The 14,619-nt window shown below is 55.4% G+C and carries 21 protein-coding genes and 2 tRNA genes; 22 read left to right on the top strand and 1 reads right to left on the bottom strand.

Annotated elements, in window-relative coordinates; translation table 11 throughout:
* The first annotated feature begins 7 nt into the window (after positions 1–7).
* Positions 8–277, top strand: coding sequence for a stage VI sporulation protein F (locus KDN35_RS02855; RefSeq protein ID WP_212132019.1), 270 nt, complete (start codon positions 8–10; stop codon positions 275–277).
* Positions 278–396: 119 nt separating this feature from the next.
* On the opposite strand, the gene KDN35_RS02850 is transcribed toward KDN35_RS02855, so the two are convergent.
* Entirely contained in the window at positions 397–861 is a 465-nt protein-coding gene (locus KDN35_RS02850; RefSeq protein WP_171564993.1) for a hypothetical protein, read from the bottom strand.
* A 151-nt stretch (positions 862–1,012) separates the two neighbouring features.
* Between KDN35_RS02850 and KDN35_RS02845 the strand changes: the two genes are divergently transcribed.
* The 21 genes from KDN35_RS02845 to KDN35_RS02745 all read left to right on the top strand — a co-directional run bounded on the left by KDN35_RS02845 (position 1,013) and on the right by KDN35_RS02745 (position 14,548).
* Positions 1,013–1,186: a DUF2768 family protein gene (locus KDN35_RS02845; RefSeq protein ID WP_249178867.1), complete on the top strand. Its 174-nt coding sequence runs from the start codon at positions 1,013–1,015 to the stop codon at positions 1,184–1,186.
* A 13-nt stretch (positions 1,187–1,199) separates the two neighbouring features.
* Complete coding sequence (locus KDN35_RS02840; RefSeq protein WP_171564991.1) at positions 1,200–1,496, top strand: 2Fe-2S iron-sulfur cluster-binding protein; 297 nt, start codon at positions 1,200–1,202, stop codon at positions 1,494–1,496.
* A 15-nt stretch (positions 1,497–1,511) separates the two neighbouring features.
* Complete coding sequence (locus KDN35_RS02835) at positions 1,512–1,856, top strand: 2Fe-2S iron-sulfur cluster-binding protein (protein WP_171564990.1); 345 nt, start codon at positions 1,512–1,514, stop codon at positions 1,854–1,856.
* Positions 1,857–1,874: 18 nt separating this feature from the next.
* Positions 1,875–2,600 carry a hypothetical protein gene (locus KDN35_RS02830; protein WP_212132018.1) on the top strand — a complete coding sequence of 242 codons (726 nt, stop codon included), beginning with the start codon at positions 1,875–1,877 and terminating at the stop codon, positions 2,598–2,600.
* 284 nt (positions 2,601–2,884) lie between these two features.
* Entirely contained in the window at positions 2,885–4,363 is a 1,479-nt protein-coding gene (gene spoIVA, locus KDN35_RS02825; RefSeq protein ID WP_171565025.1) for a stage IV sporulation protein A, read from the top strand.
* Positions 4,364–4,612: 249 nt separating this feature from the next.
* On the top strand, positions 4,613–4,885 hold the full coding sequence (locus KDN35_RS02820; protein WP_029099595.1) for an HU family DNA-binding protein: 273 nt from the start codon (positions 4,613–4,615) through the stop codon (positions 4,883–4,885).
* A gap of 164 nt (positions 4,886–5,049) precedes the next feature.
* Entirely contained in the window at positions 5,050–5,616 is a 567-nt protein-coding gene (gene folE, locus KDN35_RS02815; RefSeq protein ID WP_171564988.1) for a GTP cyclohydrolase I FolE, read from the top strand.
* Positions 5,617–5,696: 80 nt separating this feature from the next.
* Positions 5,697–5,773 (top strand) — tRNA-Pro (locus KDN35_RS02810).
* 218 nt (positions 5,774–5,991) lie between these two features.
* Positions 5,992–6,068, top strand: a tRNA-Pro gene (locus tag KDN35_RS02805).
* Positions 6,069–6,201: 133 nt separating this feature from the next.
* On the top strand, positions 6,202–6,885 hold the full coding sequence (locus KDN35_RS02800) for a lytic transglycosylase domain-containing protein (RefSeq protein WP_212132017.1): 684 nt from the start codon (positions 6,202–6,204) through the stop codon (positions 6,883–6,885).
* A gap of 34 nt (positions 6,886–6,919) precedes the next feature.
* Entirely contained in the window at positions 6,920–7,150 is a 231-nt protein-coding gene (gene mtrB / locus KDN35_RS02795; RefSeq protein ID WP_029099598.1) for a trp RNA-binding attenuation protein MtrB, read from the top strand.
* A gap of 56 nt (positions 7,151–7,206) precedes the next feature.
* A complete protein-coding gene (locus KDN35_RS02790; RefSeq protein WP_171564986.1) occupies positions 7,207–7,722 on the top strand; it encodes a hypothetical protein in 516 nt (171 codons plus the stop codon).
* 114 nt (positions 7,723–7,836) lie between these two features.
* The gene (locus KDN35_RS02785; protein ID WP_171564985.1) at positions 7,837–8,670 is read left to right on the top strand and encodes a heptaprenyl diphosphate synthase component 1; all 834 of its coding nucleotides are present in this window, start codon (positions 7,837–7,839) and stop codon (positions 8,668–8,670) included.
* A 6-nt stretch (positions 8,671–8,676) separates the two neighbouring features.
* On the top strand, positions 8,677–9,396 hold the full coding sequence (locus KDN35_RS02780) for a demethylmenaquinone methyltransferase (RefSeq protein WP_304414359.1): 720 nt from the start codon (positions 8,677–8,679) through the stop codon (positions 9,394–9,396).
* A 42-nt stretch (positions 9,397–9,438) separates the two neighbouring features.
* Positions 9,439–10,308: a UbiA-like polyprenyltransferase gene (locus tag KDN35_RS02775; RefSeq protein WP_212132016.1), complete on the top strand. Its 870-nt coding sequence runs from the start codon at positions 9,439–9,441 to the stop codon at positions 10,306–10,308.
* Positions 10,305–10,901: a UbiX family flavin prenyltransferase gene (locus KDN35_RS02770; RefSeq protein ID WP_171564983.1), complete on the top strand. Its 597-nt coding sequence runs from the start codon at positions 10,305–10,307 to the stop codon at positions 10,899–10,901. Before KDN35_RS02775 ends, KDN35_RS02770 begins: the two co-directional genes overlap by 4 nt.
* 3 nt (positions 10,902–10,904) lie before the next feature.
* A complete protein-coding gene (locus KDN35_RS02765; protein WP_212132015.1) occupies positions 10,905–11,768 on the top strand; it encodes a menaquinone biosynthetic enzyme MqnA/MqnD family protein in 864 nt (287 codons plus the stop codon).
* A 9-nt stretch (positions 11,769–11,777) separates the two neighbouring features.
* Positions 11,778–12,743 carry a polyprenyl synthetase family protein gene (locus tag KDN35_RS02760; protein WP_171564981.1) on the top strand — a complete coding sequence of 322 codons (966 nt, stop codon included), beginning with the start codon at positions 11,778–11,780 and terminating at the stop codon, positions 12,741–12,743.
* Positions 12,744–12,846: 103 nt separating this feature from the next.
* Positions 12,847–13,290: a nucleoside-diphosphate kinase gene (gene ndk, locus KDN35_RS02755; RefSeq protein ID WP_029099606.1), complete on the top strand. Its 444-nt coding sequence runs from the start codon at positions 12,847–12,849 to the stop codon at positions 13,288–13,290.
* Between the two features lie 233 nt (positions 13,291–13,523).
* Positions 13,524–14,297: a CheR family methyltransferase gene (locus tag KDN35_RS02750; RefSeq protein ID WP_212132014.1), complete on the top strand. Its 774-nt coding sequence runs from the start codon at positions 13,524–13,526 to the stop codon at positions 14,295–14,297.
* An 86-nt stretch (positions 14,298–14,383) separates the two neighbouring features.
* Positions 14,384–14,548, top strand: a complete 165-nt coding sequence (locus KDN35_RS02745; RefSeq protein ID WP_171564979.1) for a hypothetical protein — start codon at positions 14,384–14,386, stop codon at positions 14,546–14,548.
* Positions 14,549–14,619: the final 71 nt, after the last annotated feature.

Genomic DNA, 14,619 nt, shown 5'->3' with positions numbered 1-14,619 from the left:
TGAAGGGATGAGCAAAAACGTGTCGTATCGTTTATTGGAACGGTTGCTGGCAAAAGCAGGAGGAAACGTGGATGAGGGCAGGCTGCGCACGCTGGCCAGCAATTTTACGCGAGACGACTTTGAGGACGAGGCCAAACTGCGCCACGTAATCCGATCGCTCGCCGCATTGAACGGCAAAACCTTGAACGAAGAGCAGGAAGACAAGGTCGTGCAGATGTTCCGCAACCAGGAGATCAACCTCAGCGACCTGTCCTCGCTCAGCAAATTGCTGAAGTAAGCGATTTGGGCGATTATGCCCGTTCCCTGTTGCGCAAAACGTCATACAGTATGACTAGGAACAATCATGGCTCTACAGGGACATGGCTGGCCTACAGATTCAAGAAAAAAAGAGGGATGTCATCCCTCTTTTTTTCGTTTCGCGGCACCGTTTGCCGTCTGGTTCAGCAGGCTTTGCACCAGCGGGGATTGCAGCAGGCTGAGAAGCTGGTTGATGTCGATGTTTCCCAGCAGATTGCCGCCCCCGTTGTTGCCTTCGGCCGCTTCGTTGGCCGGGCTGCTTGTCTCCGCAGACTGCCGTTTGCCGGCGGGCTTTTCCGTATCCGCCGCCTCCGCCGAGCGTTTTCCCAGTCTTTCAAAGAGCTGCATCGCGCCGTACAGCGTATCCATCGTTTCTTCGACCTGGCGGATCGTGCTGCTGATCCCCTTGATGTTGCTGCGCATCCGCGAAACAGACGAGCGCAGGTCGGTCACTTCCGGCACCGTCTTTCGCGGCGTGACGGCGAGCGACACCTCCTGCACCTTGTCGCTCAGTTTTCTGCTCGGTATGGGAGCGTAGGGATTACGCCATTTCCGAGTGGTCATCAGCCATCCCTCCAATAGGCGGATTCATCACGATAGTCTATGCGAACGTCTAGAGTGAGGTTCACCGGACGGGAGCGGCAGAACAAGAAGTATGGTATACTATTTCAAAAACGGAAAAAAGGATGCTGTCGTACATATGCCTATCGATCCAATGACCAAGATGAACATCTCGCTGATCGCCATCGCGCTGATGTTCGTATGCAATTTCATGGTGCTCTATGCGCGCAAGACGAAAAACGGCCTGGTGTCGTTCCTGCTGAAGACAGTCGCATTTTTGATGCTGCTGGCTGTATTCGTAATGATTCTAATAGTGATTTTTGCATGAAGGAGGGTACGCGATGGGGCAACTGACATTGATCTCCCGCACCGGCACCCATCAACTGCCCGTGGAAACCGATGTGACAATCGTGTCCATCGCCAAACGGCACAAGCTGGGGTGGGGATACGCCTGTGAGCGGGGAATATGTGCCCAGTGCCGGACGCTGGTGCAGGAAGGAGCCGACTGCCTCAATGAAGTGACAAAGGAGGAGAAGCTGCGGCTTCGCAAGGCAGAGCGAGCGGAAGGGTACCGTCTGGGCTGCCAAATCCAAATAGTCAGACAGGGGCGCGTGACATTGGCGCACCGTCCGTATTGACAGGGGGCTGACAGCGTGGGAAAACTGACGTTTTTGCCCTCGGGAAAAAGCGTAAAGACGCGGCCGGGCCAACTGGTCACAAGTGCAGCCATGGCGGCGCGGGTCGTCATCCCGCAGCGGTGCGGCGGACACGCTTCCTGCCTGATGTGCCGCATCATCGTGGAAAGCGGACGCTTGTCTGAACCGTCGCCGTTGGAGCGGCGCAAGATGCCGGAAGATGATATCCGCAAAGGCATCCGGCTGGCCTGTCAGGCGAAAACCACCGGGCAGGACTGCACGGTGCGTATCCCGGAGAGCCGATGGAAGTCGGTCGTTCGGGCGGCGCTGGAGTCGCAGCGCGCCCAGCAAGAAGAATGGTAGCAAGAGGTGTAACAGGTGATGTGGCAAACATGGCACACTGCGTTGCGGCTGCCGGTAATGCTGGCGGTCTTGTCTGTCCTGCTGGGCGGTTGCCTGTATCCGGAAGAACGGAAAATGGAGAACCAGATTCCCAGCGAATTTTATCTGGAGGCAACGCAAAAAGCGGTGGAACAGTACCAACAAGACACGGGCGTGCTGCCGATTGTGACGAAACCGGCGGATACGCCGATCTTCGAGAAGTACGAGCTCGATTTTCGCAAAATGATGCCCAAATACCTGCCGGATGCGCCGGGCAACTCGTTTGAAAAAGGCGGCGTATACAAGTACGTGCTGATCGATGTGGAAACCAAGCCAACCGTTCGGCTGATTCATTTGGGCGCTGTCAGCAAAGTGGCCGACGTGCAGAGCGCCGTCAACAACTTCGTGCGGAATTACGGCAAGCTGCCGATCAAAGCTGATCTCGGCAACGGCTATTACTCCATCGATTTTCAGAAGATGTCCATGCAGGACGTGCAAGTCATGTCGACGGAAGGCAACTATCTGCTCCCGCTCGTCATGAATGCCAAAGGTGAAGTTGGCATCGATTACGCTGCCGACATCGCCAACATCCTGCGCAGCAAAAAAGCGGAGGTCATGGAGAATACCGACCCGCGGTACGTGATGGCGCGTCATTCCATGTTCGTCCCGGCCAAGTCGTTTCCCTACGAACTGGTGGACGGCGAACCCCGCCTGCAGAAACTGTAAAAAGGCGCACAGGCGGCTTGCTCCTGCATCCGCCTTTCTCATGTGAATAAATCCCGCCCGACTTGATGCGGATGATTCCCGGCTGCACAGACTGCTGTCTGCAGGGGAGTCGTTTTCCGCAGGTCCGGGCGGTTATTTTTTTTGTTCTAGCGCGGCGGGGCGCACATATACATGTATTGTCCACGATTCTAGTACGAGATTCTCGGGAAAATACTGACGGTCAGGGATAATTCGGAAAAATGGTCATAGTGTATCAATAGACAAATAGGAGGAGGTCATCGATGGTGGAACGAGTCGACATCTTTAAAGACATTGCCGAACGGACGGGTGGGGATATTTACCTGGGCGTCGTGGGACCTGTCCGGACGGGAAAATCGACGTTTATCAAACGATTCATGGAACAGGTCGTCATTCCCAACATCCAGTCGGAGGCGGAGCGGATACGCGCCACGGATGAACTGCCGCAGAGCGCGTCCGGCCGAACAATCATGACGACGGAACCCAAATTTGTTCCGAATCAGGCTGTACAGGTAAACGTGACGGAAGGGCTCAGCATCAACGTTCGGCTCGTCGACTGCGTCGGTTATACTGTGCAGGGCGCGAAGGGTTTTGAAGACGAAAACGGCCCGCGCATGGTCAACACGCCGTGGTACGAGGAGCCGGTTCCATTCGAGGAAGCGGCTGAAGTGGGAACGCGCAAGGTCATTCAGGAACACTCCACCATCGGAATTGTCGTCACCACGGACGGGAGCGTTGCGGAGATTCCACGCAGCAGTTACATCGAAGCGGAAGAACGGGTCGTGGCCGAACTGAAGGAAGTCGGCAAGCCGTTTGTCATCCTGGTCAACTCCACCCGCCCCCGTTCGGAAGAGACGCAAGCCCTGCGGATGGAACTGCAGGAGAAATACGACGTACCGGTGCTGGCCCTGTCTGTGGACCACATGACGGAAAATGAAATCCTGCTTTTGATGCGGGAAGTGCTGTTCGAATTCCCTGTGCACGAGGTAAACGTGAATCTGCCCAGCTGGGTAATGGTACTGGAAAATGGACACTGGCTGCGCCAAAACTACGAAGAAGCGGTACGGGAGACAGTGAAGGACATTCGCCGCCTGCGCGACGTGGACCGGGTCGTCAGCTATTTCAACGAGTACGATTTTGTAGAACGGGCAACTCTGGCCGGAATGCACATGGGGCAAGGGATTGCCGAAATCGACCTGTACGCGCCGGACGAACTGTACGACCGTATCCTGATGGAAATCGTCGGCGTCGAAATCAACGGAAAGGATCACCTGCTGAAAATCATGCAGGAATTTGCCCATGCCAAGCGGGAGTACGATCAGGTGGCGGAGGCGCTGCACATGGTCCGGACGACCGGCTACGGCATCGCCGCACCGTCGCTGCACGAGATGACCTTGGACGAACCCGAATTGATTCGCCAAGGACCGCGTTTCGGTGTGCGCCTGAAAGCGACGGCTCCGTCGATTCACATGATTCGCGTCGACGTGGAGTCGGAATTCGCGCCGATCATCGGCACCGAAAAGCAGAGCGAAGAACTGGTCCGCTATCTGATGCAGGACTTCGACAGAGACCCGCTGTCGATCTGGAACTCGGACATTTTTGGCCGCTCACTGCATTCCATCGTGCGGGAAGGCATCCAGGCCAAGATCACGATGATGCCGGACAACGCCCGCTACAAGCTGCAGGAGACCTTGGGGAGGATCATCAACGAAGGATCGGGCGGACTTATCGCAATCATTCTGTAAGCGAAAAATCGGGCGTGAAGTCCTACGAAAGGCAGGGCAAACAGAGGCTCCCGGCGGGACGGGAAGCCTTTTTTTCTTGGATTTCGCTTAAATTCGACAGGAGGGGGCTTGAATTTGCGGGAACAGTGTATTACTATATGCTTGTCAGAGCGGTAAAAACACCCAATCATGTGTATAAAACGATTGGTTTCGGTTAAGAAAAGTAGTAATACCAACGATGTGGCGCACATTGAGGGGAGGTGAAAAGAAATGAATAAAACTGAACTGATTGCAAAAGTGGCTGAGACCACCGAACTCACCAAGAAAGATGCTACCAAAGCTGTTGATGCAGTTCTTGATGCAATTGCGGAAGCACTGAAAAACGGAGAGAAAGTACAACTGATTGGTTTCGGTAACTTCGAAGTTCGCGAGCGTGCGGCTCGTAAAGGTCGCAACCCGCAAACCGGCGAAGAGATCGAGATCGCTTCCAGCAAGGTACCGGCATTCAAGCCTGGTAAACAACTCAAGGACTCCATCAAGTAATCGTTACATCGGTTAACGAAACTCTTACATAAAAATCCACATTGATGAAATGTGGATTTTTTTCACGTTCTCAGATGCTTCACGATATGTGGATCGTTTTGTTTTTTTCTGGGGAATGTGATAAGATGGGCTTGTTTCATCCGCTGGAGAGGGAGGTTTTGTCATTGAAAGAGGTCGATCTGGAGAAAATTCAACAAGCGGTCCGCATGATCATCGAAGCAATCGGTGACAATCCGGATCGGGACGGATTGCTGGATACGCCCAAACGGGTGGCGAAGATGTACGCGGAAGTCTTTGAAGGCATGAGGGTAAACGAAGAAGAGTTCTTCGAAACCGTGTTTAGCGAAGACCACGAAGAGATGGTGCTGGTAAAAGACATACCGTTCTACTCCATGTGCGAACACCATCTCGTGCCCTTCTTCGGCAAGGCTCATGTTGCGTACATCCCTCGCGGCGGCCGCGTGGTGGGCTTGAGCAAGCTGGCTCGGGCCGTCGAAGCGGTAGCCCGCAGACCGCAGCTGCAGGAGCGCATTACCTCGACCGTAGCTGACGCGATCGTCCGCAAGCTGGACCCGCACGGCGTGGTTGTAGTCGTGGAAGCGGAGCATATGTGCATGACCATGCGCGGAGTGAAAAAGCCGGGTTCCAAAACGGTGACCTCTGCGGTGCGCGGCATCTTTGCCCATGACGCAGCAGCGCGTGCAGAAGTATTCAGTCTCATACGTACATAACGTGCATAACTTGGAAGTAGAAATAAGACGGAAAGGTATTGACACCCTGGTTAAAATATTGTATAGTACAGATGTACAGTCGGGATGTGGCGCAGCCCGGTAGCGCGCACCCTTGGGGTGGGTGAGGTCCAGGGTTCAAATCCCTGCATTCCGACCATCTACTTCTATCATGGAAGAACGCCTCTTGTCCAAGCAGTTTGGCACGAGAGGCGTTGTTGTTTTCGGGTTGAAACAGCCTCAGCTGTGTGCGCATGTCGCGGAAACGGAACGGCTCGGCATGTACGCAAATTATTGCACGTTTTTTTCCATGATTCTCTTGCCAGATTGGGTATGCTTCCCTTATAATAGTCGTTGTTCCGCACAAGAATGTTACGTCGGGATGTGGCGCAGTCCGGTAGCGCGCACCCTTGGGGTGGGTGAGGTCCAGGGTTCAAATCCCTGCATTCCGACCATATCAAGCAAAACGTCTCTGCTGGAATCATCCGGCGGAGACGTTTTTGCTTTCCTGCCAAATTGGCTATTGGCTTCCTGATTTTTCTTTCCTATAATGAGAAATGAAGACAAGCGAGGAAAGGTTGTTCCCGAATGAAGATGTCCGTATCGTTTCAGCCATATCTCCCCATCACAACGCAGCCCCGGATCGCAGGTACGGGCACGTCTCTCGATCCGCTCGCCGGGGACGCGCAGTTTGCCGACCTGCTGCAGGCGGAACTGGCCAGCGGTCAACGTGTCATTGCCGCCGAAGAGATACTGGCCGAACTGGACGGCTCTCCCGACTGGGAGTTTGACCGGGCCTTCGGCGAGGCGATGCCGCGCGACGCGGAGAAGACGGCGAACACATCCGTCAGCCGACAGTCTATCTTAAACAAAATCAGCGATGTCGCCCGCACGTTCGGGGTGGATGAAAACCTGGTCAGGGAAGTGGTTCGGGCAGAGTCCAACTTTAACCCCAATGCCGTTTCCCGTGCAGGGGCAAAAGGGCTGATGCAGTTGATGGACAGCACGGCGCGGGCGATGCACGTGCGAAACGCATACAACCCCGATGAAAATCTGGCGGGGGGCACCAGGTACCTGCGCAGCCTGCTCGATAAGTACGACGGAAATGTGAAGGTCGCCCTGGCCGCCTACAATGCGGGTCCCGGTCGGATTGACCGCTTGGGCATCGACACCGACGAAGAGCTGGAAGCCCGGTACGATCAACTGCCTCGTGAGACCCAGCGCTACGTTGCGAAAATCATGCAACGGTTGAACAGCGGCGGGACATCATAGGGGTAGCAGTTCAGCAGGGTAAGGAGGAAACAAGGTGGCACAGTCCCCCTATACGCAGCAAGACTACTTTGTCGTCAAAGCAAAGGAAAACGGCGTTCACGTCATCGGCTTGACACGCGGTTCCGACACGCGTTTTCACCACACGGAAAAGCTGGACAAGGGCGAGGTAATGATCGCCCAGTTCACGGAACACACGTCCGCCATCAAGGTGCGCGGCAAAGCAGTGATCTACACTCACCACGGCGTGATCGAAACGTCGGAGTAAAAGCAGGCATAGCCTGCTTTTTTGTTTTGTACAATGGTGGTGAGGAGGGATGTCTCATGCCTCGCAGGCTGCTGGCCGCCATTGCCGTCTCCACGCTGCTCGCTCTCACGCTGTCGCTTGTTCCCGGGGTGACCTGGAACCAACCCGACATACCCGCGTTCCAGGCGTCTCGCCCGGTCGATCTGAGCGAGCAAAATGTGGTGGATTTATTTACTTTCATGTCGACTCATTATAATATTAAGCGTGTAAAATGGGAAAATCCGTCGGTTCATGTCGATTTGGCCGTTTCCTCCGGTCAGCGTGCGGAACTGCCGCTTGTATACCGCGATTTTTACGTCTTGGTGCGCGATCTGTTTCGGTTGACTGCAAATGTGGAGCAGGTCTACATCCGCCTGTTGGAAGTTGAACCCGATACGCCTGCCCCCAAGCTCCTGATCGCCGTCGAAGCCCAGCGCAAGGACAAGTCAGCCTACGAAACGCCGCCGGAGCAGATTGCCGATCTGGAATCGCACATCAGAGCCCGTTTTTCCGTACGTATCGACCCTTATTTTTACCGGAGAGTTAGTCCCTGACCAAAGAAGTGTGGTATGATTGTAGGGACGGACTTTTTGCCGGGTCCCGGCGAGAACGTGAAAGTGAACGGAAACAGGCACCTACCAGGTTGAACCGCTTGTGGAGGAGGACGCATGAACAAAGAACAGACCACATATGTAGACGAGGTTCGAGCGATCATCGACCAGATCTGCCAAAGTATCACCCATTCGTTTGTTGAACAATATGTCGATGTTCCGGCCATAGCGGAAAACCGGCTTGCGCTGTTGTACCTGTTTCTGCTGGAGCGGGGCATGACCAAGGAACGGGCGCGGACGTTCACCATGTCAACAGCCCTTGTTCAGTTGGGTCTTGACATGCACGAGAACGTGAAAAATTCCTATGACAATTCGCTGGCGGCAGAGCGCAACCGGCAGCTCACCGTTTTGGCCGGCGACTACTACAGCAGCCGGTACTACCAAATGCTTGCCGAAGCTGGTGAAATGGAAGCGATACAAGTGCTGTCGGGCGCCATCCAGCGGGTAAACGAAGCGAAAATGAAGCTGTACATGGCGGAACGCGACGGCCGGTTGTCGTCCGACGAGTACCTGACGCTGCGGACGGAAATCGATACGGGGCTGTACGTGGCTATCGTGGACAAGTATGCGGACAATGAAGAAACGCGCCGGTTTTGGACGGCCCTGTTTGCAGAGACGGCGGCCGTGGAGAACATGCTGGGCGAGTGGGAGCAGTTAAAGTGGCAACAACAGGTTCCCTTTGGCTTCTCCCGCTTTCTGTTGCAAAAACCGGGAGCGACGATCGCCCAGGTGGCGGCGGCTCTGGAAGCAAAAGCGATGGAACTGATGAGCATCTGTGAGCAGCTGGTTCGTTCGCTGCATCCGCCGGAGACCCGTCACGTGCTGACGTGGATCACCTCCCGTTACTCGCACCGCGTCAACCGGCTGAAACGGGTCATTGAGGAGTTGTAAATCCAGGTGAATCAGAACCAGATGAAAGAAAAAGCGAAGTACGTCCATTCCGTGTTTGAAAGCATCGCGGCAGAGTACGACAAGATGAACAACATCATCAGTTTCGGCAGCCACATCGCCTGGCGCAATTACACGATGAAGCAAATGAACATACGACCCGGCGACACGGCGCTTGACGTGGCCTGCGGCACCTGCGACTGGACGATTGCGCTGGCCAAGGCGGTCGGGGAAAAAGGGCGGGTCGTCGGTCTTGACTTCAGCCAGAACATGCTCGACGTCGGCGCGTTCAAGGTGAAACGGGAAGGTCTTGACAGCGTGGTCACGCTGGTGAACGGCGACGCGATGCAGCTCCCGTACGAAGACAACACATTTGACTTCGTCACCATCGGTTTTGCGCTGCGCAACGTACCCGATATTCAGACGGTGCTGAACGAAATGACGCGCGTGGTCAAACCCGGCGGGAAAGTGGTCTCGCTGGAGGTGTCCAAACCGCCGTTTTTACCGTACCGCAAATTGTTCTACCTGTACTTTTACAAGATTCTGCCGTTGATCGCCAAATGGACGGTAAACAAATACGAGGAGTATGCCTGGCTGCCGCAGTCACTGACCCATTTTCCAGACAGCCGAGAACTAGCCCGCATGTTTCAACGGGCAGGACTGGAGCCGGTTCAGGTAAAACTGTTTATGGGCGGTGTGGCCGCTTTGCACATCGGCACAAAAGCATAGCTTGCCAATAGGCATCCTTCTGTGGATGGGAAGTGTTTTCACGTGAGTCTTCGCAAATTGAAAATTATTTTGGAAATGATCAAGTTTGAGCACTCGATTTTTGCCCTTCCGTTTGCTTTTATGGGAGCGGTCTTGGGGAACATTGTAGTAGAGCACACCTGGCCCACTTGGAGCGAGATTTTCTGGGTGACCGTGGCCATGGTGGGAGCGCGCAGCGCGGCGATGTCGCTGAATCGTTTGATCGACAGGTACATCGATGCGAAAAATCCGCGTACCGCCAACCGGGCCATTCCGGCCGGACTGATTTCCGTGGCCGAGGTTGTCGTCTTTATTATTGCTTCCTTCGCATTATTGTTTTTCGCCGCCTTCCAATTGAACGCACTGGCCGTCAAACTGCTGCCGCTCGCGGTGTTTGTCCTGATTCTGTACTCGTACACGAAACGTTTTACATGGCTTTGCCATTTCGTGCTCGGCGTGGCCATCGGGTTCGGACCGCTGGGGGGCTTTGTGGCGACGACCGGGCAGGTGAATTTCACCGGACTTCTGCTGTTTTTGTCCGTGATGTTTTGGACCGCCGGCTTTGACATTATTTACGCCTGCCAGGACTATGAGTTTGACCGCAAGGAAGGGCTCTATTCCATGCCAAGCCGCTTTGGCATCGCCAACGCACTGCTGGTCGCACGGGCCTGCCACGTCATCACTTTCATCGGTCTTTTGGCCCTGTACGTTACCGCCAACCTGTCCGTCTGGTTCCTGGTCGGCGTGCTGATTTCCGGAGCCATCCTGGTTTACGAGCATCTGCTGGTAAAACCGACAGACCTGTCCAAGCTGGACGTGGCCTTTTTCAATATGAACGGCATATTAAGCATGGTCATGTTTACGTTTACCATGATTGATCTGGTGATAGCATGAGCGCACAAAAATGGGCCGTCGGCATTACCGGGGCGAGCGGCGCCATCTACGGCGTCAGGCTTGTCCGGGAACTGCTGCGCGGCGGCCATACCGTACACTTGATGATCACGGAGGCCGGCTGGCAGGTATTTCGGGACGAGCTGGACTGGAACACCGACGACCGGGAGGCCCTGATCCGGGAAAAACTGCAGCAGGATGCACCCGGCGCGCTCCATTACTGGGGCATGCGCGACTTCAACTGCCCGGCCGCCAGCGGTTCATATCGGTGCGACGGGATGGTGGTCATCCCTTGTTCGATGGGGACGCTGTCCGGCATTGCCCACGGGGCGTCGGGCAACCTGCTGGAGCGGGTGGCTGACGTGATGCTGAAGGAGCGGCGCCGGTTGGTGCTGGTCCCGCGCGAGACGCCGCTGAATGCCATCCAGCTTGAGAACATGTTGAAGCTGAGCCGCCTCGGCGTCACCATTTTGCCTGCCATGCCAGGGTACTACCACAAGCCGCAGACGATGGACGACCTTGTCAATTTTGTCGTGGGAAAAGCACTGGACGCGCTGGATGTGCCGCACGAGCTGTTCCGGCGCTGGGGGGAATAGATCATGCAAAAGTCCTTGCGCATTGGACAAATCCTTTACACCAACGTACTCCCTGTCTACTTTCACTTTGACAAGGAGCGTTTCAACGGCCGGATTGAGTTCGTCCGGCAGGTGCCAGCCAAGCTGAATCAGGCGCTGGCCTGCGGCGAGATCGATCTCGGAGTGATTTCGTCCTTCAGTTACGCCGAGCATGCCTCCCGCTATCTGGCGCTGGCCGACCTGTCCGTCAGCGCCAAAGGGAGAGTAGGCTCCATTTTCTTGTTCAGCAAACGGCCGATCGAGGCGCTGGACGGTGCCCGGATCGCCCTGACCAACACGTCCGCAACGTCAGTCAATTTGCTGAAAATCATTCTGCAAACGTTTTACGGTCTGCACGTCACGTACGTTACACAGGAACCCGTGCTGGCGGAGATGCTGCGGGATGCGGACGGGGCGCTCTTGATCGGTGACGACGCCATTCTCGCCAAACTCCAGGGCGGGCCTTATCACGTCTACGATCTGGGTGAGCTGTGGCATCGCTTTACCGGCTATACCATGACATTTGCCCTGTGGGCCGTGCGCAAAGAGGTGATCGGCGAACACGCCGACCTGCTGCGAGAGGTTCACGAGGCCTTTTTGGCCAGCAAGGAGAAGACCCGCCAAAACCTGATCCCGCTGGTGGACTACGTGAACGGGCAGTTAGGCGGAGGAAAGGAACTGTGGTATCAGTATTTCCAGGGGCTGATGCACGATTTTCGGGATGAGCATCGGACAGGCCTGGAATACTACTACCGGTGCGCGGCTGAGCTGGGGCTGCTGCCCGCACCAGTGACCGTGTCCGTCTGGGAACATCCCGGTTGTCAGTCCCACATTACGTTGACGAAATAGGTGGAGCGGATGAACCTTGTCGATATTTACTTTCAACTGAAAAACGACGTCCAGTACATCGAAAAGGAACTGGAACAGTCCATCGATACCAGTGTGCGGGACTTGTACCTCTCGTCCACACACTTGCTCAAGGCGGGGGGAAAACGGATACGCCCGGTGTTTGTGCTGCTCGGCGGAAAGTGGGGCAACTACGACGTGAAGCGGCTGAAGCACGTGGCAGTACCGCTGGAGCTGATCCACATGGCGACGCTGGTGCACGACGACGTGATCGACGATGCGGACAAGCGGCGCGGGCGAGACACCGTGCGCACCCAATGGGACAACAAGGTGGCGATGTACACGGGGGACTACATTTTCGCCCGGGCACTGTCCATCGCGGCTGAGCTGCGCATTCCCGAGCTGCACCGGATTCTCGCCAACGCGATCGTGGAAGTGGTCAAGGGCGAGATCGAACAAGTGCGCGACCTGAACAACTGGGAGCAGAACTTCCGCACTTACCTGCGCCGGATCAAGCGGAAGACGGCGCTCTTGATCGCCATTAGCTGCCAGATGGGGGCGATTGCCAGCGGTGCAGGTCCCGAACTGGTCCGCAAAATGTACCGGTACGGTTACAACGTGGGGATGGCGTTTCAAATTACCGACGATATCCTCGACTTCACCGGAACGGAAAAGCAGCTGGGCAAACCGGCAGGCAGCGACCTGCGTCAGGGAAACATTACGCTGCCGGCGATGTACACCGCCCGGTTCGGCAAGTCGCGCGACCGCTTTCAGGCGTGGATACGCGACAATACGCTCCACCATCACGTAGATGAAGCGATTCAACTGGTGCGAAACGACGACGGCATCGCCTATGCCCAGGGGCTGGCGGAGCGGTACATTGCCCGTGCACGGGAGGCGCTGGACGGACTGCCGAACAACCAGACCAAAAAGTCCCTGCTTGGCATCGCCAATTTCATGGTGAACCGGAAATTTTAATCGTTTTTTCACAAGGGGGCTGTTGCTTGCCCCACTTTCTTTTGATAAAATTTTCGTTGGTGTGCAAGCACCAATACATAGCGGTACTGGAGGCATACTTACGATGGAAAAAACGTTTCTGATGGTGAAACCTGACGGCGTACAGCGCAACCTGATCGGGGAAATCGTTTCCCGCTTTGAGAAAAAAGGCTTCCAACTGGTAGGGGCGAAACTGATGAACGTTAGCCGCGAACTGGCTGAGAAGCACTACGCTGAACATAAAGAACGCCCGTTCTTCGGCGAACTGGTCGACTTCATCACGTCCGGCCCGGTCTTTGCCATGGTATGGCAGGGCAACAACGTGATTGCGACTGCACGCGCCATGATGGGCAAAACCAACCCGGCAGATGCAGCACCGGGCACCATCCGCGGTGACTTCGCTACGTCCGTGGGCATGAACATCATCCACGGTTCCGATTCCCCGGAAAGCGCTGAGCGCGAAATCGCACTCTGGTTCAACGAAGGGGAAGTACTCTCCTACGAAAAAACAATCCAACGCTGGATCTAAGCGGGATAGGGGAAAGACTCCGCATGCGGGGTCTTTTTTCTTTTTTTCGCCAAATGTCAACAAAAATCGGCAGGATTTTGCAGAAAAAGAGCGAATCGCATGGATAAGCGGCAACAAGCGCCGTCCCCGCTGTGTGAAGCATGGTCTTTTCAGGGGGCGTTTGTCGCGGTCAATCGAACAGCGCTTGCTGGCGGGTACGCCTCACCACACGTAAAAGGGGTATTTTCGCAATCATGGAAGACAAGGACTTTCTCCAGTTTATCGCCAATGTAAAGAAACTGACAGGAATCGATCTCGCCCTTTACAAAGAAGCCCAGATGAAGCGGCGGTTGACCTCGCTCCGGCTGAAGCGGGGCTATCCCACGTTTGCCCAGTACTTTGAGGCCATCTCCAAGAACAAGGACCTGTTCTACGAATTCCTCGACCGGATGACGATCAACGTGTCCGAATTTTTCCGCAACCCGGGCCGCTGGGAAGTATTGGAACACAAAATTCTGCCCCGTCTGGTCAAGCAGTCGCATCGGCTGAAGTGCTGGAGCGCCGCCTGCTCCACGGGCGAAGAGCCGTACACGCTGACTCTGATCCTGATGCGCAACCGCTGGGAGGCGTCACTGCTCGCCACCGACATTGACGAAGGGGCGCTGGCCAAGGCCAAACAAGGGGTCTACACGGAGCGATCGCTGCAGGATTGTCCCAAGGATCTGCTGGCCAAGTACTTTGTCAAGGACACGATGAGCTACCGAATTGCCGACGAGGTGAAAAACCGGGTGACGTTCCGCAAACACAACTTGCTGGCTGATCCGTTCGACTCCCAATTCGACCTGATCATCTGCCGCAACGTCATGATCTACTTCACCGAGGAGGCGAAGCACGAGCTGTACCACAAGTTCAGCCGGGCGCTAAAACCGGGCGGGGTGCTGTTCGTCGGAAGCACGGAGCAGATTTTCCAGCCGCAGCAGTATCAATTGGAGTCGGAAGACACGTTTTTTTATCGGAAAATGGGCTGAAGCGGACGCAGCTTGGTATATCCCTGTTGTTTTTTCCCAACACTAATGCTATCTACCATGCTATCTACCAAAAAGGGAGGAAGCAGATGGACAAGCAAAAGGTCATCGAAGCATACCGACGCGGTTTGATCACGCTGCAAGAGTGCGGGCAAATCCTCGGTGCGGAAAAGGAGCAGTTGGACAAACTCGTCCGCGCGAATCACCTGCGGCGGCCGCTTTCCTCGTTTCTGACGGTCGATTCTCACATGTGAGCTCCGCCAATTCGATGACGCTTCTCCTGCGAGGGAGAAGCGTTTTGCCTGTCTGCCAAGGGCGTCGGGAC

The sequence above is a fragment of the Brevibacillus sp. NL20B1 genome, assembly GCF_018195675.1.
Lineage (GTDB): Bacteria > Bacillota > Bacilli > Brevibacillales > Brevibacillaceae > Brevibacillus > Brevibacillus aydinogluensis.
This window is presented reverse-complemented; position numbering and strand designations above follow the sequence as displayed.